This is a genomic window from Thiohalophilus sp. (assembly GCF_034522235.1).
Taxonomy (GTDB): Bacteria; Pseudomonadota; Gammaproteobacteria; order UBA6429; family Thiohalophilaceae; genus Thiohalophilus.
In genome coordinates, this window is sequence record NZ_JAXHLN010000001.1 from 20,528 (window position 1) to 40,708 (window position 20,181).

Sequence of the window (20,181 nt, forward strand, 5' to 3'; positions counted from 1 at the left end):
TACCATTACCGCGAACGCTAGGCTAGGCGTTTGTCTGTCCCCGGAGGGTGAGCCATGCCGATCCCGCTACAACCCCTGTCGCTGGCATTTCGCCTGACGCCGGCCGCGCTGCAAACAGAACTGCTTTCACGCCTGTTCAATCATTTACTCCGGGGACAGACGATTGCCGGACAACTCGAGGCGCTTGAGGGCAAGCGACTGGCTATCGAGATCACCGACAGCGCCACGCTACTGAATTTTACCCTCCGGCGCGGACGCCTCTATCGCACCGGCAATGTTGGCCGGGAGGACCGGGATGTCTGCATCCGCGGCAGGCTGGAACATTTCTGGCAACTGGCCGCCCGCCAGGAAGATCCCGATACCCTGTTTTTCAACCGGCAACTGGAGATCGAGGGGGAGACCGAAACCGGTCTTTACATCAAGAACCTGCTGGACAGTCTCGACTATGACTGGGAAGCCCATTTTCAGGCCGTGCTGGGCAAGCGTCTTGCCAAACTGCCATTGGCCGTTTGGCAGGGCCGAGTGACGAGGGCAAGATCCTGAAAGCCTCACCACGAAGACTCGAAGGCACGAAGTCTGTTATCAATGACTTCTTGGTGTCTTCGAGCCTTTGTGGTGAATGTTTTCCGGACCGGGTACCCGGTCCTGGTGAGTAGGCCGGACTGAGCACCCTGCGGGCATAAACTTCGCGGTGTCCGGCAATCCGCAGGGTGCCCGATACCGCTGCGCTCAATCGGGCCTACATGCTATGTCGGGCCTACATACTTGTGCCCTTCGGGCAGGGACGGGGCGAGATTCTAAAAGCCTCACCACGAAGACTCGAAGACACGAAGTTTTTTATTAATGACTTCTTGGTGTCTTGGTGTCTTCGTGGTGAATAATTTCCTCGTTCCTCGTTCCTCGTTCCTCGTTCCTCGTTCCTCGTTCCTCGTTCCTCGTTACTCGGTCCTCGTCCCTTGCCCGAAGGGCTGAGGCTGTTCGAGCCACTGCATGCCGGGACTGTCATACCAATAGCCGTTTGCCGGCGCGCCACAGCTCAGCGTGTTAATCCGGCTCTCGGCTTCCCGGGGATCGAGCTTGTTCCCCAGTACCTGCGAATACAGAGCGACAATCTCGGCCATGTGTTGCGACTGGGGAGAGAGCCGCAGTACATCGGTTTGCAGTTCACGCAAGGTTGGAATGGCCCGCACCAGATTGCAGGTGGTCGCCGACTGGGTCTGAATCCCGTTGAGGGTGAGAAACGACTGCTGATCGCGGGTCTTCATATCCAGGCCGTCGAGGTAATCGCCGCAGCGTAATTGACAGTCGTCCTTGGGTAACTGGCAGGCGCGGGCGGTAAAACAACGGGCCGAGAAGGCCAGGGGCAGGCGGCCGAAGATAAAGACTTCCGTTTCCAGTTGCGGGGGCCTGGCCTGTTGCATCTCGGCCAGGGTCTGTTGCGACAGCTCCACCGGCATGACCCAGCGTCGGGCGCCATTATCATGATGCAGTGCCAGTGATTCGGGGTTGTAGATGTTCAGATGCGGTCCCGCGACATATTCCCGGCTTTTGAGATTCTGCACCGCGGTCATGTCATTGGCTTCCACCATGAACTCACCATTGTCCGTGATGCGCCTCAGGTTACTAATTTCGGAACCGGCCTCGATCAGGGCCAGGCTGGAGAGGACAACCTCCTTGCCGGCAGCCGCCAGTTGCCGGGCGATTTGCAGCCAGTCATCCAGGCGCAGGGCACGCCGCTTGGAACAGACCACCTCGCCGAGATAGACACAATCCACCGGCCAGTCGGCAACCTGCCGATAAAAATCGATCACCTGTTCTTTGGGCCAGAAATAGAGTAGCGGGCCGAGTGCGAGTTTCATTGCCATTGTCGATCCAGTGCCCCCAGGGTGTGGGTGTTGCCTTCGGCGAGTTTATCGAGCTGCAGGATCCATTCGTTGCGGGGCGTATAGTTATCGGGATCGCGCTGCGCGGCATCCAGCGCCTGGCGCAGGACATGGGTGACCTGGGCGACATAGGCGGGACTGCGTTGGCGGCCTTCGATCTTGATCGCACTGACGCCGCTGCGTACCAGCTCCGGCAGGATGTCCAGCACCGAGAGGCTGGTCGGTTCCTCCAGCGCATAGCCGAGTTCCTGGTTCACCTCGAAGCGGCCCTTGCACAGCACGGGATAGCCGGCACTCTCCTGCGGTTTGTAGACATCGATCAACACGTCATTCAGACGGACTTCACGGCCTGCCGCGGTTTCATGCCATTGCACCGCATGGGCCGGCGAGCAGGCGCCGCAGGTATTGGGTGACTCGCCGGTGACATAGGAGGAGAGATAGCAGCGCCCCTCGACCATGACACAGAGGGAGCCGAAGGCGAAGGTCTCGATCTCGACATCGGTGTTGGCGATGATGCGTTTGACCTGGGTCAGCGACAACACCCGCGGCAGCACCACCCGCTTGATATCAAATTGCTCCCGGTAGAAGGCGATCGCGTCGTAACTGGTGGCCGAACCCTGGACCGAAAGGTGCAGACGCAGCCCGGGATGTTCCCGGTGGGCGTAACGCAGCAGCCCGGTATCGGCGAGGATCAGAGCATCCACGCCCAGCGCGGCGGCCCGGTCCACGGCAGCGGTCCAGGTGGGCCAGCTCCCGGGCTGCGGATAGGTGTTCAGTGCCAGCAGGACCTTGCTGCCGCGTTGATGGGCATAGGCGATGGCTTCGCCGGCGGTGCCTTCATCGAAGTTGAGGCCGGGAAAGTTGCGCGCGTTGGTGGCGTCCCGAAAGCCGATATAGACCGCATCGGCGCCGTTATCCACCGCCTTGCGCAGGGCGGGGAAGCTCCCGGCGGGGGCAACCAGTTCGACCTTGCCGTTCATGGCATCGCCTCACGATAGGGCGCGATGCCCTGGCGGCTGCCGCGCCGGCTCAGGATCTGTTCAATGCCGTTGAGCACCTTCCATTTCCAGTTGCACCAGTGGGGTGCCAGCAAGACAGTGTCTGCGGCGGTGCCGGTCAGGCGGTGATAGAGGATATCCGCGGGGGTCATCTCCACCAGATCGGCCGCGGTCTCCATATACTGCGTCATGGACCAGGGCTCGTACTCGCCGCGGCGCCATTGATTGGCCAGCAGGGTTCCCTTGACCACATGCAGCGGATGCAGTTTGAGTCCCTCGACGCCTTCGTTCAGGACCCGGGATAACGATATCCGGGTGTGTTGCGGTGACTCGCCGGGCAGGCCGAGAATCAGGTGCGTGCAGACCGGCAGCTGGCGCCGGTGCGCCGCGCGGATCGCGCTTTGATATTCGCCAAAGCCATGACCGCGATTGACTCGCTCGAGGCTGTCATCGAATGCCGATTGCAGCCCCAGCTCCAGCCAGATTTCATAACCCTGCTGGTGATAGCGCTGGAGTAGATCCAGAACCTTTTCCGGCACACAATCGGGGCGGGTCCCGATGGCCAGACCGATAATCCCGGGTTGGGACAGGGCCAGATCGTAGCGCCGTTGCAGTTCCTGTACATCATCATAGGTATTGGTATAGGCCTGAAAATAGGCCAGAAACTTTTTCGCCCCGGTGCGTTTGGCAAGCACCCGGCGGCCGTTGGCCAGTTGTGTACAGATCGGATCGGGCTGACGGCCATGGGGGCTGAAGGAGACGTTGTTACAAAAGGTGCAGCCGCCCCGCCCCAGCGTGCCGTCGCGGTTGGGGCAGGTGAAGCCGGCGTCGATGGCGAGTTTGTGAACCCGCTCGCCATAACGCGACAGCATGGCCTGGCCAAAGGTGTTGATGTAATCAGAGAGTGTCATGGATGTTTGGCAAAAGCGGCGGACCTCATTGTGGCAGGCCAGCGTACGGCAGGGGGGCGAAAGCCGAATTGATCCAGATCAACAGGGTAAAACTCAAACGCGCTGTAAAATGCCAAATTGAACCGGAAGAGGAGGGATCCAATGAGTCTCTCTCAGGCACAAGCGGCAAGCCATCAGGGGATACTGGCCTATCGCCTGCATGGCAACTGCTATCTGAACCTTACCTGGCATTGTACCTTGCGCTGCCGTTTCTGCCCCAAGTTCAACGGCAGCTGGGATGTGCAGGGGTATGATCTGCGTTTGCATGATGAACCCGATGCTGAACAGATTCTTGCTGCAGCGGGTGATGTCACTGATTGCAAAGAGATCGTATTTTGCGGGTATGGCGAACCGACGTTGCGGCTCGATGTGTTGTTATACGTGGCGGAGCGATTAAAACAGCAGGGCGCGAAGGTCCGGATCAATACCGATGGCCTGGCCAATCTGATTCATGGCTGTGATGTCACGCCACAGCTGGCGAACGTTGTCGATGCGGTTTCAATTTCGCTGAACGCCCATAACGAAGCACTCTATGAGCAGCACTGCCGACCCAAGCGGCATGGTGCGTTTCAGGCATTGCAGAACTTTGCCCGCCTGGCGCAGCAGCAGGGTATCGATGTGACGCTCACTGCCATCGATGGTCTGGAAGGCGTCGATATTGCGGCCTGTCAGGCCATCGCCGAACAGCTCGGGGTAAAATTCCGGCGTCGTATCCTGGACCAGGTCGGCTGATCCAGTCGGTGATTTATTTTACTCCCTGAAGCAGGCGAACTTGCCGCTGCCACATCGGCGGGCAGGGCGTGGAACCGGGGGAAAATACTGGTACTATTACGGGAAACCCGGGAAATAAAAAAACTCTAAACCACACAAAACAGAAGGTTTTATGATGTCGATGTCCCGCCCCCGGACACGGCCAGCCTGTTACGTACTCCAGCTGTTGAGCATGTTCGTCCTGAGCGTATCTCTACGATCATTGCCGGCACAGGAGAGTCAGGATGGCGGAGTTTATGAAGATATGCCCGTGGTGCTTTCCGCCACCCGCCTGCGCCAGTCGGTTCGCGATGCGCCGGTCTCCATGACCGTGATCGATCGTGAACTGATCGAAGCCTCCGGTTTTACCGAAATTCCCGATCTCATGCGCCTGGTGCCCGGCTTTGTCGTCGATTACGACAGCGGTCATCTGCCGGTGAGCGGTTATCACATGCTGCATGATCGTTACGTGCGCCATCAGCAGGTGCTGATCGATGGCCGCTCGGTTTATACCCCGATCCTCGGCGGGGTGCCGTGGGTGGATCTGCCCATCACCATGGATGACATCGAGCGCATTGAAGTGGTACGTGGACCCAATGCGGCCAGTTATGGCTCCAACTCTTTTCTTGGCGTGATCAACATCATTACCCGTGATTCGGTGCTGGATCGTGGTACCAGTGTCAAGGTCAACAGCGGTGATAACGGCCTGCAGGAAGGCTTTCTGCGCCATGGCAATAAACTGGGGGATATGGATTATGTCTTCTCACTCGCCTACCGGCAGGACTGGGGGTTTGATGAACGTCATGATGATAAACGTGTCAAGATGGCCACTTTCCGTGGTGATTACCAGATCGATACCAATGATTCGCTGATTCTCCAGATGGGCTACAACGGTGGAATACGCGAAGAAGACAATACGATCGATCTGACAATTCCGGATTTTGAGCGCAAGGTGAATTCACAGTATCAACAGATCCGATGGATTCGGGCACTGCCCGATTATGGGGAGCTACGGCTACAATATTATCGCATAGCGCTTGATGAACAGAAAAAGTATCCTGATTCAGATCAGAGTTTCTTCACTGAGCGTCAAGATATAGAGTTACAGCACACTTTTACTCTCGGGGATAAAACACGCATGGTCTGGGGAGGAAGTTATCGTCAGGATCATTCCGAGAGTGAATATTATGTTGTCCAGGAGGCGCCGGAAAATGTGAATATTGGTCGCTTGTTTGCCAATGTGGAATACCGCTATAACCCTGATCTGATTATCAATGGTGGATTAATGGTTGAAGACAATGACCTGGCCGGCGTCGATTATCTTCCTCGGCTGGGGGTTAACTATCATTTAACGCCGCAGGATACCGTTCGCGCCAGTGTTTCACGGGCGACTCGTGAGCCGGTGTTAACCGAGGAATACCCCAATCTGGATGCAATTGTGCCAGGTGGTTTTCATTGGCAAAATGATGTCGACCCGGAATATATTACGGCCTATGAGCTGGGTTATCTGACAGAAACACGCGACCAGGCTGTTTCGGTCGACATCAAGCTCTATTACGAAAAAATTACCGGATTGATTCAATATAGTCAGGACCCGGGATTTAATTATTATTATTTTGACAATTTTGACGAAGCTTCGATTCGGGGTCTTGAAACCCAAGTAACGCTTCGACCCTCGGAGCGTAGTCGAATTCATTTTACCTATGCCAATACCAACATCAATTCAGAAAATGTAACTAATTTGACGGAATATCACCTGGCCAGTCCGAGGCATGCAGTCAGTCTGTTGGGAGTCTGGGAGTTTGAGAATAATGTTACCGGCAGTTTGGGTTTCTATCACAAAACTTCCCACAAACAGTTGGGTGCGTCAGCCAGGCCGCCCTACGAATCCTATGAAAGAGTAGATATGCGCCTGGCAAGAAAATTCAGCGCTGCGGGGCATGACCAGGAGTTGTCTGTGGTTATCCAAAACGTCTTTTATGAAACGCAGGAGAGTATTTTACACAACTTCCCCGATCGGCGTTTTTATGTGTCCTATAAACTGGCAATGGATTGAATTGACGAGACTACTCTGTTTCGGGTTTGAATAGACGATCGGCATTCTGATGGGAGAGCTTGTCGGCAACATCCGCTGGCAATTGTGACAGCCAGGTGCGGATTATCTTGACAACCTTTCCGTATTCACGCCAGCGCTGCGTGCTGTAGGTGTCCACCCCGATCAAAAATTTCTCCGGATGCTGTATAAAAAGGTTGTACCACGTGTCAGCAAGCATGCCGTCTGGTGCGATACGATCGTCACGCACCGAGACATCGATATACAATCGCGGATAGCGTTGCAGATAATCATCCAGTAAATCCGGATACGGATAGGTGCCGGCATGGGCCCAGATTACCGTCACTCCGGGCTCGATTTCGTAAAGGGTATCGATCACCGCCGGATCGCAATGCATTAACAACGGCAGGTTGTGCCGTGCAGCCAGTTGTACCAGCCGGTGCAACACCGGGCTGTGACGATGTTTTGCGAAAATATGCAGTTCACCGATACCACGCCAGGGTCCGTCTTCAAGTTGTTGTTCAACATAGTCCGGCAGAAGACTATCCTGATGCCAGTTTTGTTTATCTTCACTCTGGCGGTAGATGCCGAGAAACGGGATGATACGTTGTGGGTCGTGCTCGAACAGCATGGCCGCATGCTGTGGGGGTGTACTGGTGACTACTGCATGCTGGATGTGCTCGTGCCGGAGGATGTTGACGATCTGTTCCGGTGTGAGGGTGCGAGCATCCGCTTCGTTGTAGTGCAGATGAGTGTCGAACAATGGTCGCTCTGCGTGGACAGCGGTTGTGAAAAGCAGGACGGTCAGCAGCGGTAACAGACATTTTGGCATACTCAACAGCATAGCAACAAAGCCGGGCTGATGGAGCTGGTGGGTGTGAGCGAAGGGGGATTCGGCTGATACGCTGTTTACTCCATGGCCTTAAAGCAAAAACCCATACTCACAAGTATGGATTTTTATTGATATGGCGCGCCCGACAGGATTGCGGCCTACATCCCTGTAGGCCGTCCCTGCGGGACCATCGCCTGCCAGGCGATGTCCAAAATCGCTCCTGGCGATTTTGTCGAAACTTTTGACCTGCGGTCACAGGTTCGAAATTTTGTATTGGGCCGAAAATGCAAAAGGGTCTTCACAAGGAAGACCCTTTTGCATTTTATGGCGCGCCCGACAGGATTCGAACCTGTGACCTTCGGTGTCGGAGACCGATACTCTATCCAGCTGAGCTACGGGCGCGTGATCTATAACCCAGTAAAATCATAGGTTTTATGGGTAAGGACAGGGCGTAGCTTACCTTTCCTGTTATATTTCGTCCACACGGGCGTGTGCCACCATCCGGGCGGTGGTGGCGCTGGCGGATTCCGATTATAATCGACGCGAAATTTGACAGGGTCGGGCGATTTTTTCAGGCGCCGGCTACAAGCGACCAAACGTAGAGGGGCTAAGTGTGGATCAAAAAGACACGGATTTTATGAAGGTTTTTGTGGGGCTTCTGATCGGTCTGCTGGTATTCATGGTATTGGCGATCATCGGTGCCAATGCCATCAGCGGCAAAGATTCCGTTGATGTCCAGAATGATCCCCGGGTTCAGGCCGCCATCGAGGAACGGATCGCGCCTATCGGCCAGGTGAACACCGCCGAGGTCAAGCAGGAAACCGCCGGTGGCGGGGGCGGGGCTGACGGCAAGTCAGTCTATAATTCGGCCTGTATGGCCTGCCACGCTACCGGTGCGGCCGGTGCGCCGATACTGGGCGACACGGGGGCCTGGGAAGATCGCATCGCCAAGGGTGACGACACCCTGTTCGACCATGCCATCAACGGCTTCAAGGGCATGCCGCCCAAAGGCGGTAACGCCGGCCTGAGCGACCAGGAAGTCAAGGCTGCCGTGGAATATATGGTCGCTGAAAGCAAATAAAGGCCTGCGGCTGTGACGAGGGACGAGTGACGAGTAACGAGGCAAAGAAAAAGTCGGGCGATGCCCGGCTTTTTCTTATTACTTCCTCGTCCCTCGTCCCTCGTCACATCCAGCATGCTGCGCATGCTGGATCTGGGAGGGGCTTTTCGCCGCGACCTTGCGAATCCCAACAGGGTCGCTGATGCGTCGCTCTCGGCAGTCGCTTCGACCCTCCCTGGTCTCTCGCGACACTTGTACTTCCTGTACATCGTCCTGCCTCACGCGACATTATCGCCAGGGATGGCGTGTATCCCGAGCTCTGTCAGGAACAGAGCCGGGGTAGTACGTCCTTGTACGTCAATCGCCTCCCACCATTTCAGGCAAAAGCCTGCTCAACTACCCTCAGCACTCAGCACTCAGCACTCAGCACTCAGCACTCAGCACTATCCATCGCTCCCTGTCAGCATGCTGCGCAGGTTGGCCAGATGGGCCTGGCCGCGCTCCTGGCGCTCCTCGGGATCCATCTGTACCCCTTCGCCGGACCATTTGAGATCCTCGTCCGGTAACTCGTCGATGAAACGGCTCGGGCTGCATTCCTGCATTTCGCCGCGGCGCTTGCGCTGGTTGGCGTAGGTCAGGGTCAGGGTTTTCTGGGCACGGGTAATGCCGACATAGGCGAGGCGGCGCTCTTCTTCGAGGTTTTCTTCCTCGATACTGCTGCGATGCGGCAGCAACATCTCTTCCATGCCAACCAGATAGACATGGGGAAACTCCAGCCCCTTGGCGGCATGCAGGGTCATGAGGTGGACGCGGTTGCCGCGCTCGTCTTCCTCGTTGCGATCCAGGGTGTCGAGCAGGGTCAGTTTGGCCACCAGTTCGTTGAGCGAGGCATCCGGATTGGCTTTGGCCAGGCGTTCGATCCAGTTGGCCAGCTCGTTGACGTTTTCCAGCTTACGCTCGGCAATGATCTCGTCGCGACTGTTATCCAGCAGATAGCGTTCGTAATCGATATCGACAATCAGCCGTTTGACCACCGAGGCGGGTGCGTCACCTTCCGCCTGATGTTGCAGATCCAGGATCCAGTGGCAGAAACGCTGCAGCTTTTCGGCGGCCCGGTCGCTCAGTACCTGGCTCAGGCCGAACTCCATGGCGGACACGAACAGGCTGTGGCCGCGGCCCATGGCGTACTCGGTCAGCTTCTCCAGGGTCGCGGGGCCGAGCTCGCGGCGCGGAGTGTTGATAATCCGGCGAAAGGCGTTGTCGTCGTCCGGATTGGTGATCAGCTTGAGATAGGACATGATGTCCTTGATCTCGGTATAGGCGAAAAACGAGGTGCCGCCGCTCAGGTAATAGGGGATATTGTGTTCGCGCAGGGCCTGTTCGAACAGCCGGGACTGGTGATTGCCGCGATAGAGAATCGCGTAATCGGCATACTGGGTACGCTGTACGAACATGTGATGCATGATCTCCGAGATCACCTGCTCCGCTTCGTGCTGATCGTGGCGGGTACAAATCACCCGGATCGGATCGCCGTAACCCAGCTCACTCCACAACCGTTTTTTGAAGACATGCGGGTTGCTGGCGATCAGCCGGTTGGCGGCCTTGAGAATACAGCCGGTGGAGCGGTAATTCTGCTCCAGTTTGATCACCTTCAGTCTGGGATAGTCCTGTTGTAACAGCGACAGGTTCTCCGGCCGGGCACCGCGCCAGGCATAGATGGACTGGTCGTCATCGCCGACCACGGTCAGGTTGCCGCGCACACCGCACAATTGCTTGACCAGTTCGTACTGGGTGGAGTTGGTGTCCTGGTATTCGTCCACCAGCAGGTGACGAATCCGGTTTTGCCAGCGTTCGAGAATCTCCGGGTGTTCGCGAAACAGGATCACCGGCAGCATGATCAGATCGTCGAAGTCGACCGCGTTGTAGGTCTTCAGATAATGACGATACTGTTCGTACAGCAGGGCCGCGGCGGTTTTATTCGCATCCCCGTCGGCCAGTTGCAGGGCCTGTTCGGGCAGAACGAACTCGCTTTTCCAGCGCGAAATCTGCCACAGCATGCGTTCGGCCTGGCCGCCGTCATCGCCGAAGGAACGTTTCATCAACTCCTTGAGCAGATGGGTACTGTCGGCGCTGTCGTAGATGGAAAAACCCGATTTGAACTCCAGCGCCTTGTATTCGCGGCGCAGAATATCCAGCCCGAGGGTATGGAAGGTGGAGACCCGCAGCCCCTTGCCGGCGTCGCCGCGCAGCAGCTTGCCGACCCGCTCTTTCATCTCCCGTGCCGCCTTGTTGGTAAAGGTGACCGCGGCGATGTGCCGGGCGTCGATGGCGCACTCCTGGATCAGGTAGGCGATCTTGTGGGTGATGACCCGGGTCTTGCCACTGCCGGCCCCGGCCAGTACCAGGCACGGCCCGTCGATGTGGCGCACGGCCTGGTTTTGTCGGGGATTGAGAATGGTGGACATGAACGACTTGTGCTCCTGCTGGCGCATCATTGTAGAGGCGCAGTGCGCTACAGGTCGATATTGACATTCGGGCGCGGATGGCGCAGCGTCGGCGGCATGGAGTTAAAAGCCAAGTTGTTGTTTTTTAAGGGATGTTAGCCAGGGTGGTCGTTGTCCCGCCAGCCGAATAATGTTATTGTAAACAGACTCTATTAATATATCGCCCTGTCTTCGCTGGCGCATCTCGCCGCATCACAATCTGTCGTTAGTATCTGTATCAGCCCTGCCCCGCGGGGCTGCTTTGTGTCAGGGGCAACCACACAAAATTTGATCTGGGAGTAAGCGATGACCCCCGTAATGCCATTACTTAAACAGCAGGAGCTCGCTGAAGAGCGCTTTGAGCCGATCCGTTTTAAGGTCTATACCGAGCGACATCTGGACAGGATCGAGCCGTTGGCCTGCTTGAGCGAGGCACAGCGCTTCGAAATGCGGGTGGTTGCCCAGGTACTGCCGTTTCGCGTCAACCAGTATGTCATTGACGAATTGATCGACTGGAACAATGTACCCGGGGATCCGGTCTTCCAGCTGACCTTCCCGCAGCGTGACATGCTCGCCGAGGCCGATTTCGCGCGTATGGCCGAGGCATTGCGCGGTGGGGACAAAGCCGAGATCCAGGCAGTGGCCAATGCGATCCGTTCCGGACTCAATCCCCATCCGGCCGGCCAGCAATTGCTGAATGTCCCGCAACTGGGTGAGCAGACCCTGGATGGCATCCAGCACAAGTATCGTGAGACCATCCTGTTTTTCCCCAGCCAGGGCCAGGTCTGCCATAGCTATTGTTCCTTCTGCTTCCGTTGGGCCCAGTTTATCGGCGACAAGGCGCTGCGCTTCTCCGCCAAAGAAGCCGACCATCTGCATGCCTATCTGAAACAGCACCCGAACATCAGCGATCTGCTGATCACCGGCGGCGATCCCATGGTGATGAAAACCCAGCATCTGGTGAAATATCTCGAGCCACTGATGCAACCGCAGTTCGAGCACATCCAGACCATTCGTATCGGCACCAAGTCACTGACCTTCTGGCCGCAACGTTATGTTACCGACGAGGATGCCGACGCACTGCTGGATTTGCTGTCACGGCTGACCCGGGCGGGGAAACACGTCGCCCTGATGGCTCATTTCAATCACCGGCGGGAAATGGATACCGATATTGCGCGCGAAGCGATCCACCGGATCCGCGAAACCGGCGCGGTGATCCGCACCCAGGCACCGCTGTTACGTCACATCAACGACGATTCGCAGATCTGGGCCGATATGTGGCGCGAGCAGGTCCGGCTGGGACTGGTGCCCTATTATCTGTTCGTCGAACGCGATACCGGGGCGAAGCAGTACTTCGAAGTCCCGCTGGCCCGTGCCTGGGAGATCTACCGCGAGGCCATGCAGCAGGTCTCCGGCCTCGGGCGCACCGCCCGCGGGCCTTCCATGAGCGCCGGTCCCGGCAAGGTGGAGATCCAGGGGGTGAGCGAGATCCACGGCGAGAAAGTGTTTGTCCTGCGCTTCATCCAGGCCCGCAACCCCGACTGGGTCCAGCGCCCCTTCTTCGCACAGTATGATGAAAATGCCACCTGGCTGGATCAGCTCAAGCCGGCCTTCGGCGAGGAGAAATTCTTCTTCGAGGACGAATACCAGGCCATGCTCTCAGGCGAAATCAGTCCCAGGGTCGTCTGACCACCCGGCCCGAAGGGCCGGGGAGTGCCGAGGGACGAGGTACGAGTGACGAGGAAATAATTTCTCCATGCCAGTTTTATTAATGCCTCGTCACTCGGCCCTCGTAACTCGTCCCTGTTAGTTGGGATGACTGAAGTGCCCGTGCCGGGCGCCGTGCATCATGTAGCGAAAATCATCACCGGACACGTGGACCAGTTCGGCGTGATCGCCGGCTTCGAAGTAGACGTCAGGGAAGGCTTCCAGGGTTTCGTCCACGGCGGCCTCGTAACCGAAGGCCTCGGCGACGGGCGGGACCGCGCCTTTGGAGCAGTCGTCGAACAGTCTGGCGATCTCCTTTTCGCTTGCCAGGCTCAGCTTGCGGTGCAGATCGCGGTTGAGTTCCTCCAGGTCCAGCTTGTGCGAGGCGGGGATCACCGCGACCAGATAGCCCTGTTCGTCTTTCAATACCACCGGTTTGGCAATCTGGCGGCCCGGAATGTGGGCCATGGCCGCGGTGCGCAGGCTGCCGGTGACAAAGGCGTGATGCAGCAGCTCGTAATCGACGCTTTTCCATTCCAGGTATTCGAGTAACCTTAAAGACATGGTCATGATGAATCCTCCTGATCATCAGTGCATTGATAGAAGAGACTGATTGCTCCGGTTTTGCAGGCGTGGCGCGGGAGCAAACCGGAATGTCGCAAAAAACGCGTCAGGCTCTGTATAACTATAGTCGACAATCGCCGGCTGCAAAGCGGTTATAGGCATGATAAAACTGGTTACACAAATGCCAATAAAAACGATTCAGTATGCCGAGTGAAGAACTGCGTTATCTCACCGCCGCCGACGGGGTGCGGCTGGGCTACAAACGGGTCAGCCAGGGGCCGCAGGCACCGACCCTGGTGATGCTGCACGGGTTAGCGAGCAATCACAGCCGCTGGAGCGAGTTTGTCGCCAATACCGATCTGCGCCGCGACTGGAACCTGCTGCGCCCCGATCTGCGCGGCCACAGCTATTCGATGACCCGCAAGACCTATCACCGCGAGCACTGGTGCGAGGATCTGGCCGCGGTCCTGCGGCAGGAAGGAGCGCACAACGCGGTCATTCTCGGTCACAGTCTCGGCGCCCAGATCGCCATGGACTTCGCGCTGCGTTACCCGGCATTGTGCGGCGGGCTGATTCTGCTGGATCCGGTTTTCCCCGAACTGCTGCATGGGCGGCTGGGCAAGGCGCGCCGTTTTCGACCGTTGTTGTGGCTGATCGTCAGGTTATTACGCCTGGGGTACGCGCTGGGCCTGGGCAAGCGGGAATTTCCGATTCGCGATCTGTACGCGCTGGATGTCAAAACCCGCGAGCTGCTCAAGCAGACCTCGGCTTCGGAGATCGCCCGCCTGTATACCAACCCGCGGGTGGACCTGGAGTTCATCCCGCTGGCCAACTATCTGCAGGATGTGCTGGAGGTGGTACGCCCGCTACCCGACTATGCCCGGATCACCCAGCCGGTGTGGGTGCTGCTCTCCACCGGGACCACCCTGACGGATCACCGCGCGCTGGAGGAGAGGATCGCCCGCATTCCCCACAGCGATATCGTGCCGGTGCACTGCAACCACTGGCCCATGACCGAAAAGCCCGAAGAGGTGCGCGAGATCATCGAGACTATCTGCCGCCAGTGGCAGGCGCAGCTTTAAACCGGCGATCCGAATATCCGCAGCGGTGCGAGGCGCCCTGCCTTTCAGAACCGTCGGCCGTGCAGGGAGGTATTCACAACATCTTCTGGCAGGGACGGACAGCTCGCAAAGTTTACTCTGTTCGGGGATGCGGAACTTTCATTTAGTATCGCCCGGGTTCGGTGGCCTGGAGGAGGGGGCGATCCAGCCGCCGATAGGCGATCGCCTCGCTGATGTGGGCGTCGGTGATCTGTTCGGCACCGGCCAGATCGGCGATGGTGCGTGCCAGTTTCAGCACCCGGTGATAGGCTCGCGCCGACAGACCGAGACGGGCGATCGCCGTTTGCAGTAACCGCGCCGGCGCCTCGTCCAGCCGGCAGATCGCTTCCAGGCGGGGGTTATCGAGCTGGGCGTTGGCGACGCCGCTGCGCGCCAGCTGCACCGCCCGGGCCGCCTCGACCCGCCGGCGTACCGTGGCGCTGTCCTCTTCACGGTTGCCGCTCTCCTGATGGATCACTTCCAGCGAGACACTGGGAACCTCGACGTGCATGTCGATCCGATCCAGCAAGGGCCCCGAGAGTTTGGCGCGATAGCGGGCGACCTGATCCGGAGTACAGCGGCAACGTCCGCTGGCATCACCGTAATAACCGCACGGGCAGGGATTCATGGCGGCGATCAGCTGAAAACGGGCCGGAAAGTCGGCCTGGCGGGTCGCCCGGGAGATAGTGATCATGCCACTCTCCAGCGGCTCGCGCAGCACCTCCAGCACCCGGCGATCGAACTCGGGCAGCTCGTCCAGAAACATCACTCCGTGATGGGCCAGGGAGATTTCGCCCGGCCGCGGGTGACTGCCGCCGCCCACCAGGGCCACCGCTGAAGCGGTGTGATGGGGTGCGCGAAACGGGCGCACCTTCCAGCGGGCGCAATCGAAGCCCTGATGGCTGATGGATTGGACCGCGGCGCTCTCCATCGCCTCCTCGTCACTCATGGTCGGCAGGATGCCTGGCAGGCGCCGGGCCAGCATCGACTTGCCGGTCCCGGGTGGGCCGACCAGCAACAGGCTGTGGCCGCCGGCGGCGGCGATCTCCAGCGCCCGGCGGGCCTGATGCTGGGCGCGAACCTCGGCCAGATCCGGTTCGCGTTCGGGGGCGTGTGCGCTGATGGGGGACTGCTCGGGCAGGGCGAGCCGTTGCTGTCCCACCAGATGGGCGCAGACCTCGCTCAGGTGGGCGGCCGCCAGGACCTCGGCCTCCTGGATCAGGGTGGCCTCGGCCAGATTCTCCGCCGGCAGGATCAGACAGCGCTGGGCCCGGCGGCTGTGGATGCTGGCGGGCAGGGCGCCGCGTACCGGGCGCAGGGCGCCGCCGAGGGCCAGTTCGCCGAGAAACTCATAGCGGGCGAGCGCGTCGACCGGCAGCTGTCCGGAGGCGGCCAGGATGCCCAGAGCGATGGCGAGATCGAAGCGGCCGCCCTCCTTGGGCAGATCGGCGGGAGCCAGATTGACCGTGATGCGCCGGGCGGGGTACTCGAAGCGGCTGTTCAGCAACGCGGCCCGCACCCGGTCCTTGCTCTCCTTCACCTCGGTCTCAGGCAACCCCACGATAGACAGACCGGGCAGGCCGTTGGAGAGATGGGTTTCCACGCTGACCAGCGGGGCGTCGACGCCACACTGGGCGCGGGTGTAGACCACTGCGAGATTCATGACAGTTTCCCTTGTCTGTGGCACAGGCCGGGAGCGGCCTGCCGGATTCCATTGTCGTGTTTCGATTTTTATACGAACTGCCGGCCGATGCAACCGCCTGGCAGGGAATCTCACCATCAGGGCACGAAGACACCAAGAAAATCATAATCCTCTGGATAAGCCAGGTACCTTGATGCCGATTTACCTTCTTTTTCCTGGTGTCTTCGTGCCCTGGTGGTTAATTTTGTTCAGTTGGAGGTGATTGCTGCTGAAGGGCCTGCTCGAGGGCGGCGACCTGCTGCTCCAGGGCCTCGAGTTTGCTGCGGGTACGCAGCAGCACCTCGCTCTGGATGTCGAACTCTTCACGGGTTACGAGATCCATCTGGGAGAGGGTACGCTGCAGGGCGGCGCGCATCTGTTGATCGGCCTCCTGCTTCATCTCCTGCAAACCCTGGGGCAGGGCGTTCATGATACGGTCGACCAGTTGTTCGATATCCGGAGTCTGCATTGGGGCTCGCCTGTGCGGGATAGTGAATGAGACTATCATTATAATAGTTCAGTCCGGCGGGTAAACGCGCGGCCAGCTAAATAATGACAATTCGGGAGAGAGATTATGAAACATCTTGCAAGCATCCTGCTGCTGGCCGCGGGCCTGCCGGCGACCGCCTCGGGCCAGGGCGAACTGACCGGTAATCTGGGCGTTACATCCAACTACATCTGGCGAGGCGTGACCCAGACCGATGACGATGCGTCGGTGCAGGGCGGTATCGACTATACTCACGAGACCAATCTCTATGCCGGCGTCTGGACTTCCAATTACGGTAATGGCAATGGCTATGAACTGGATTTGTACGGCGGTTATCGCGGGACCGTCTCGGAAATACCCTTTGATGCCGGTATCATCATGTATCAGTACCCGGTTGCCAATACGGGTGATGATGCGACCGAAATCTACGGCCGTTTTGATTTTCATCTGCTCACCGCGACGGCGGCATTTACTATCGACAAAGACGGGACCTCTCAGGACAACGATCTCTATCTGAGTATCAGCAGTGACGTGGATCTGGGTGAGGATCGGTCTCTGACACTGCTGTTGGGGATGTATGAATTTGATGACCCTGCCCTGGAAGATTACAAACACTTTCATGCCGCGTTGAAAAAGGACGAGTTTGTCTTTGCCCTGGACAAGAATGATCTGGATGTCGGGAATGACCTTGATGAAATGCGTGTCTCGGTCTCCTGGCAGCGGAACTTTGATCTCTGAATGACAGCAGGGAAAAGTTAACCACCGGTAAGCCGGATCAATGTGTTCGGTATAGTCGGGGGCACTTTTATCCGGCGGCACTTCAACCGGTAAACTTGCTGGCTATACGGCTTGTCTTGTCTTTTCGCACCGCAATGGTGCGACCACCCGCCCCATGATCGCTTTCTGCGCACAAACAGAGTGCGTCGCCAATCGAGTATTTCTGCAAGTCTCTGTTTTTAATAACAAATTAAACTTGGCACGCCCTTCGCAATACCCTGTACAGCAATCACTTTCTTTTAACACTCTCAACTGTATGGGGATGAGATAAATGAAAAACGTTAAAGTATTACTCGTAGGTTCCGCCCTGGCTGCATCAACAGTCGCGAGCCCAATGGTGATGGCGGAGACCTCCGTATCTGCCAATGTGGGTTATACCTCGGACTACTTTTTCCGTGGTGTTTACCAGGCTGAATCTTCCGCCTCGGCAGGACTGGATGTTGAGTTCGGTCCAGGATTCTATGCGGGCACCTGGCTGGCCGACGTGAATGACGGCGTGGAGTATGACTTGTATGCCGGTTATGCCGGTGAGTACCAGGGTTTTAGCTATGACCTGGGCTATGTCACCTATAACTACTCCGACGACTGGGATGATACCTATTCTGAAGTTGCGGCCAGTCTTGGTTATGGACCGATCAGCGTGGCTTACGCTGTCGGTGAATGGGACGGTTTTGGTACACCGGCTGATTACACTTTCCTGAGCGTGAGCGCCGAATACAAGGGTGCCTATATCACCTTTGGTTCCTGGGGTGATGAGTTCGAAGGTGACTATACCGAGCTGGGCTACAGCAAAACGGTCAGCGACGTTGATTACAGCGTTGCTCTGATCAACAACGATAAGAACCTCGATCTGCGCTCAAGCGCCAGTGACGGTTCTGTCGGCGAAACGGCCCTGACTTTCAGCATCGGTTACGCATGGGATCTGTAAGTACCGGACTTCGGATCAGTTCAATACAACTGTCCACCTTCGGGTGGGCGTCTATTAAGGAGGCAAGACCATGAAAATGGTTATGGCAATCATCAAGCCCTTCAAGCTGGATGATGTGCGCGAAGCGCTTTCCGAGATCGGGGTACAGGGTATTACCGTGACGGAAGTGAAAGGCTTCGGCCGTCAGAAAGGGCATACCGAGTTGTATCGCGGGGCGGAATACGTCGTGGACTTTCTGCCCAAGGTGAAGATCGAGGCTGCAGTCGATGATGGTCTGGTGGACCAGGTCATCGAAGGCATTTCCAAGGCCGCCAATTCCGGCAAGATCGGTGATGGCAAGATCTTCGTTTCTGAAATTGAACAGACAGTTCGTATCCGTACCGGTGAAACCGGCGCAGATGCGCTGTAAGACTAGAGGAGAGGCTTGAAATGGAAAACCAAATTTTCCAATTGCAGTATGCCATCGATACCTTCTACTTCCTGGTCTGTGGTGCGCTGGTTATGTGGATGGCCGCCGGGTTCTCGATGCTCGAGGCCGGTCTGGTGCGTTCCAAGAACACCACGGAAATATTGACCAAGAATGTATCGTTGTTCGCAATTTCATGCACTATGTACATGATTTGCGGTTATGCCATTATGTATGGCGGCGGCTGGTTCCTGTCGGGTATCGCCGGTGGTGAGACACTGGTTGCGGATGCACTGAGTTCCTCTGCCGAGAACGGGTTTGACGGTGGTTCAGTTTATGCCGCGCCGTCGGACTTTTTCTTCCAGGTGGTGTTCGTGGCCACCGCCATGTCGATTGTTTCCGGCGCGGTAGCTGAACGCATGAAGCTGTGGGCGTTTATGCTGTTTGCCGTGGTCATGACAGGTTTCATCTATCCGATGGAAGGTCTGTGGACCTGGGGCGGGGGCGATGTGTTCGGCATGTACAACCTGGGTGATCTCGGCTTCGCCGACTTCGCCGGTTCCGGGATTGTGCACATGGCCGGTGCGGCGGCGGCATTGGCCGGGGTGCTGGTGCTCGGTCCGCGTAAGGGCAAGTACACCGCCGATGGCAAGATCAACGCCATCCCCGGTGCCAACCTGCCGCTGGCCACCCTGGGAACTTTCATCCTGTGGATGGGCTGGTTCGGATTCAATGGCGGTTCCGTGTTGAAGCTGGGTGATATGGCCAGTGCCAATGATGTGGCCATGGTGTTCCTGAACACCAATGCCGCCGCGGCCGGTGGCGTGATCGCCGCGCTGATTGTCGCACGCATGCTGTTCGGCAAGGCCGATCTGACCATGGCGCTCAACGGTGCACTGGCCGGTCTGGTGGCCATTACCGCCGGTCCGGATACCCCGACGCCGTTACTGGCGACAATCATCGGTGGTATCGGTGGTGCCCTGGTGGTGTTCTCCATCGTGACCCTGGACAAGCTGAAGATCGACGATCCGGTCGGTGCCATCTCGGTCCACGGTGTGGTCGGTATCTGGGGACTGTTGGCGGTACCGATTACCGGTAGTGCAACACTCTCCGGCCAGATCATCGGTGCTCTGACGATCTTCGTCTGGGTCTTTGCCGTCAGCCTGATCGTCTGGCTGGTGATCAAGGCCATCATGGGGGTTCGGGTCAGCGAAGAGCAGGAATACGAAGGGCTGGATCTCGCCGAATGCGGCATGGAAGCCTATCCCGAGTTCACCGGCACACGGGGTTCCGGCAGATAAACCTCACGGCAGGAAGCCAAAACCAAAAGGGCGCCCTCGGGCGCCCTTTTTTTATTCTCTTTTCAGAAGCTCAGGAAGAAACGCAGAGGACGCGGAGGCGCAGAGGCGCGGAGAAGAAAAATATATTTGTTCCACAGTCGGCGTAGCGTCGCTTTATTCCAACGAAACCTTAAATTTAATATGAATAAAATTTTTACTCTGCGGCTCTGCGCCTCCGCGAA

The 20,181-nt window shown here is 57.7% G+C and carries 18 protein-coding genes and 1 tRNA gene; 10 read left to right on the plus strand and 9 right to left on the minus strand.

Annotated features, from left to right (window positions below):
• Nucleotides 1-54: 54 nt before the first annotated feature.
• The gene (ubiT, locus tag U5J94_RS00080) at nt 55-543 is read left to right on the plus strand and encodes a ubiquinone anaerobic biosynthesis accessory factor UbiT (protein ID WP_322563606.1); all 489 of its coding nucleotides are present in this window, start codon (nt 55-57) and stop codon (nt 541-543) included.
• A gap of 395 nt (nt 544-938) precedes the next feature.
• Here the strand turns inward: ubiT and ubiV are convergent, their stop codons facing one another.
• Genes ubiV through U5J94_RS00095 form a run of 3 tightly spaced genes read right to left on the minus strand, consistent with a single transcriptional unit; the run spans nt 939 to nt 3,792 of the window.
• A complete protein-coding gene (gene ubiV, locus U5J94_RS00085) occupies nt 939-1,865 on the minus strand; it encodes a ubiquinone anaerobic biosynthesis protein UbiV (RefSeq protein ID WP_322563607.1) in 927 nt (308 codons plus the stop codon).
• On the minus strand, nt 1,856-2,863 hold the full coding sequence (gene ubiU, locus U5J94_RS00090; protein WP_322563608.1) for a ubiquinone anaerobic biosynthesis protein UbiU: 1,008 nt from the start codon (nt 2,861-2,863) through the stop codon (nt 1,856-1,858). Before ubiU ends, ubiV begins: the two co-directional genes overlap by 10 nt.
• A complete protein-coding gene (locus tag U5J94_RS00095; protein WP_322563609.1) occupies nt 2,860-3,792 on the minus strand; it encodes a TIGR01212 family radical SAM protein in 933 nt (310 codons plus the stop codon). The genes ubiU and U5J94_RS00095 overlap by 4 nt, the downstream gene beginning before the upstream one ends.
• 141 nt (nt 3,793-3,933) lie before the next feature.
• On the opposite strand from U5J94_RS00095, the gene U5J94_RS00100 reads away from it, so the two are divergent.
• Nucleotides 3,934-4,563, plus strand: a complete 630-nt coding sequence (locus U5J94_RS00100; protein ID WP_322563610.1) for a TatD family nuclease-associated radical SAM protein — start codon at nt 3,934-3,936, stop codon at nt 4,561-4,563.
• A 211-nt stretch (nt 4,564-4,774) separates the two neighbouring features.
• The gene (locus tag U5J94_RS00105; protein ID WP_322563611.1) at nt 4,775-6,637 is read left to right on the plus strand and encodes a TonB-dependent receptor plug domain-containing protein; all 1,863 of its coding nucleotides are present in this window, start codon (nt 4,775-4,777) and stop codon (nt 6,635-6,637) included.
• A 10-nt stretch (nt 6,638-6,647) separates the two neighbouring features.
• Here U5J94_RS00105 and U5J94_RS00110 read toward each other — a convergent pair whose 3' ends face one another.
• Nucleotides 6,648-7,466 (minus strand): amidohydrolase family protein, encoded by an 819-nt coding sequence (locus U5J94_RS00110; protein WP_322563612.1) that lies wholly within the window; start codon nt 7,464-7,466, stop codon nt 6,648-6,650.
• A gap of 325 nt (nt 7,467-7,791) precedes the next feature.
• Nucleotides 7,792-7,868: transfer RNA gene (locus U5J94_RS00115), tRNA-Arg, on the minus strand.
• Nucleotides 7,869-8,103: 235 nt separating this feature from the next.
• Here U5J94_RS00115 and U5J94_RS00120 point away from each other — a divergent pair.
• On the plus strand, nt 8,104-8,547 hold the full coding sequence (locus U5J94_RS00120; RefSeq protein WP_322563613.1) for a c-type cytochrome: 444 nt from the start codon (nt 8,104-8,106) through the stop codon (nt 8,545-8,547).
• 422 nt (nt 8,548-8,969) lie between these two features.
• Here U5J94_RS00120 and rep read toward each other — a convergent pair whose 3' ends face one another.
• On the minus strand, nt 8,970-11,021 hold the full coding sequence (gene rep, locus U5J94_RS00125) for a DNA helicase Rep (RefSeq protein WP_322563614.1): 2,052 nt from the start codon (nt 11,019-11,021) through the stop codon (nt 8,970-8,972).
• A 294-nt stretch (nt 11,022-11,315) separates the two neighbouring features.
• Between rep and U5J94_RS00130 the strand changes: the two genes are divergently transcribed.
• Nucleotides 11,316-12,698, plus strand: a complete 1,383-nt coding sequence (locus U5J94_RS00130) for a KamA family radical SAM protein (RefSeq protein ID WP_416224129.1) — start codon at nt 11,316-11,318, stop codon at nt 12,696-12,698.
• 117 nt (nt 12,699-12,815) lie between these two features.
• Here U5J94_RS00130 and U5J94_RS00135 read toward each other — a convergent pair whose 3' ends face one another.
• Complete coding sequence (locus tag U5J94_RS00135; RefSeq protein ID WP_322563616.1) at nt 12,816-13,286, minus strand: YbaK/EbsC family protein; 471 nt, start codon at nt 13,284-13,286, stop codon at nt 12,816-12,818.
• A gap of 197 nt (nt 13,287-13,483) precedes the next feature.
• On the opposite strand from U5J94_RS00135, the gene U5J94_RS00140 reads away from it, so the two are divergent.
• The gene (locus U5J94_RS00140; protein WP_322563617.1) at nt 13,484-14,362 is read left to right on the plus strand and encodes an alpha/beta hydrolase; all 879 of its coding nucleotides are present in this window, start codon (nt 13,484-13,486) and stop codon (nt 14,360-14,362) included.
• Between the two features lie 142 nt (nt 14,363-14,504).
• Here the strand turns inward: U5J94_RS00140 and U5J94_RS00145 are convergent, their stop codons facing one another.
• Together U5J94_RS00145 and U5J94_RS00150 are read right to left on the minus strand one after the other, a co-directional pair.
• A complete protein-coding gene (locus tag U5J94_RS00145) occupies nt 14,505-16,043 on the minus strand; it encodes a YifB family Mg chelatase-like AAA ATPase (protein WP_322563618.1) in 1,539 nt (512 codons plus the stop codon).
• Between the two features lie 217 nt (nt 16,044-16,260).
• Nucleotides 16,261-16,530 carry an accessory factor UbiK family protein gene (locus U5J94_RS00150; RefSeq protein WP_322563619.1) on the minus strand — a complete coding sequence of 90 codons (270 nt, stop codon included), beginning with the start codon at nt 16,528-16,530 and terminating at the stop codon, nt 16,261-16,263.
• A 105-nt stretch (nt 16,531-16,635) separates the two neighbouring features.
• Between U5J94_RS00150 and U5J94_RS00155 the strand changes: the two genes are divergently transcribed.
• The 4 genes from U5J94_RS00155 to U5J94_RS00170 all read left to right on the plus strand — a co-directional run bounded on the left by U5J94_RS00155 (nt 16,636) and on the right by U5J94_RS00170 (nt 19,960).
• A complete protein-coding gene (locus tag U5J94_RS00155; RefSeq protein ID WP_322563620.1) occupies nt 16,636-17,286 on the plus strand; it encodes a TorF family putative porin in 651 nt (216 codons plus the stop codon).
• Nucleotides 17,287-17,596: 310 nt separating this feature from the next.
• Nucleotides 17,597-18,253, plus strand: coding sequence for a TorF family putative porin (locus U5J94_RS00160; RefSeq protein WP_322563621.1), 657 nt, complete (start codon nt 17,597-17,599; stop codon nt 18,251-18,253).
• 70 nt (nt 18,254-18,323) lie between these two features.
• Nucleotides 18,324-18,662 carry a P-II family nitrogen regulator gene (locus U5J94_RS00165; RefSeq protein ID WP_322563622.1) on the plus strand — a complete coding sequence of 113 codons (339 nt, stop codon included), beginning with the start codon at nt 18,324-18,326 and terminating at the stop codon, nt 18,660-18,662.
• A gap of 20 nt (nt 18,663-18,682) precedes the next feature.
• On the plus strand, nt 18,683-19,960 hold the full coding sequence (locus tag U5J94_RS00170; protein ID WP_322563623.1) for an ammonium transporter: 1,278 nt from the start codon (nt 18,683-18,685) through the stop codon (nt 19,958-19,960).
• Nucleotides 19,961-20,181 lie beyond the last annotated feature (221 nt).

Bases quoted from the DNA above. Each gene is read 5' to 3' on its own strand.
- ubiV (WP_322563607.1), bottom strand. From the start codon at position 1,865: ATGGCAATGAAACTCGCACTCGGCCCGCTACTCTATTTCTGGCCCAAA.
- U5J94_RS00170 (WP_322563623.1), top strand. From the start codon at position 18,683: ATGGAAAACCAAATTTTCCAATTGCAGTATGCCATCGATACCTTCTAC.
- U5J94_RS00155 (WP_322563620.1), top strand. From the start codon at position 16,636: ATGAAACATCTTGCAAGCATCCTGCTGCTGGCCGCGGGCCTGCCGGCG.
- U5J94_RS00120 (WP_322563613.1), top strand. From the start codon at position 8,104: ATGAAGGTTTTTGTGGGGCTTCTGATCGGTCTGCTGGTATTCATGGTA.
- ubiT (WP_322563606.1), top strand. From the start codon at position 55: ATGCCGATCCCGCTACAACCCCTGTCGCTGGCATTTCGCCTGACGCCG.
- U5J94_RS00140 (WP_322563617.1), top strand. From the start codon at position 13,484: ATGCCGAGTGAAGAACTGCGTTATCTCACCGCCGCCGACGGGGTGCGG.
- U5J94_RS00110 (WP_322563612.1), bottom strand. From the start codon at position 7,466: ATGCCAAAATGTCTGTTACCGCTGCTGACCGTCCTGCTTTTCACAACC.
- U5J94_RS00095 (WP_322563609.1), bottom strand. From the start codon at position 3,792: ATGACACTCTCTGATTACATCAACACCTTTGGCCAGGCCATGCTGTCG.
- U5J94_RS00145 (WP_322563618.1), bottom strand. From the start codon at position 16,043: ATGAATCTCGCAGTGGTCTACACCCGCGCCCAGTGTGGCGTCGACGCC.
- U5J94_RS00105 (WP_322563611.1), top strand. From the start codon at position 4,775: ATGTTCGTCCTGAGCGTATCTCTACGATCATTGCCGGCACAGGAGAGT.
- rep (WP_322563614.1), bottom strand. From the start codon at position 11,021: ATGATGCGCCAGCAGGAGCACAAGTCGTTCATGTCCACCATTCTCAAT.
- U5J94_RS00135 (WP_322563616.1), bottom strand. From the start codon at position 13,286: ATGACCATGTCTTTAAGGTTACTCGAATACCTGGAATGGAAAAGCGTC.
- ubiU (WP_322563608.1), bottom strand. From the start codon at position 2,863: ATGAACGGCAAGGTCGAACTGGTTGCCCCCGCCGGGAGCTTCCCCGCC.
- U5J94_RS00165 (WP_322563622.1), top strand. From the start codon at position 18,324: ATGAAAATGGTTATGGCAATCATCAAGCCCTTCAAGCTGGATGATGTG.
- U5J94_RS00130 (WP_416224129.1), top strand. From the start codon at position 11,316: ATGACCCCCGTAATGCCATTACTTAAACAGCAGGAGCTCGCTGAAGAG.
- U5J94_RS00150 (WP_322563619.1), bottom strand. From the start codon at position 16,530: ATGCAGACTCCGGATATCGAACAACTGGTCGACCGTATCATGAACGCC.
- U5J94_RS00100 (WP_322563610.1), top strand. From the start codon at position 3,934: ATGAGTCTCTCTCAGGCACAAGCGGCAAGCCATCAGGGGATACTGGCC.
- U5J94_RS00160 (WP_322563621.1), top strand. From the start codon at position 17,597: ATGAAAAACGTTAAAGTATTACTCGTAGGTTCCGCCCTGGCTGCATCA.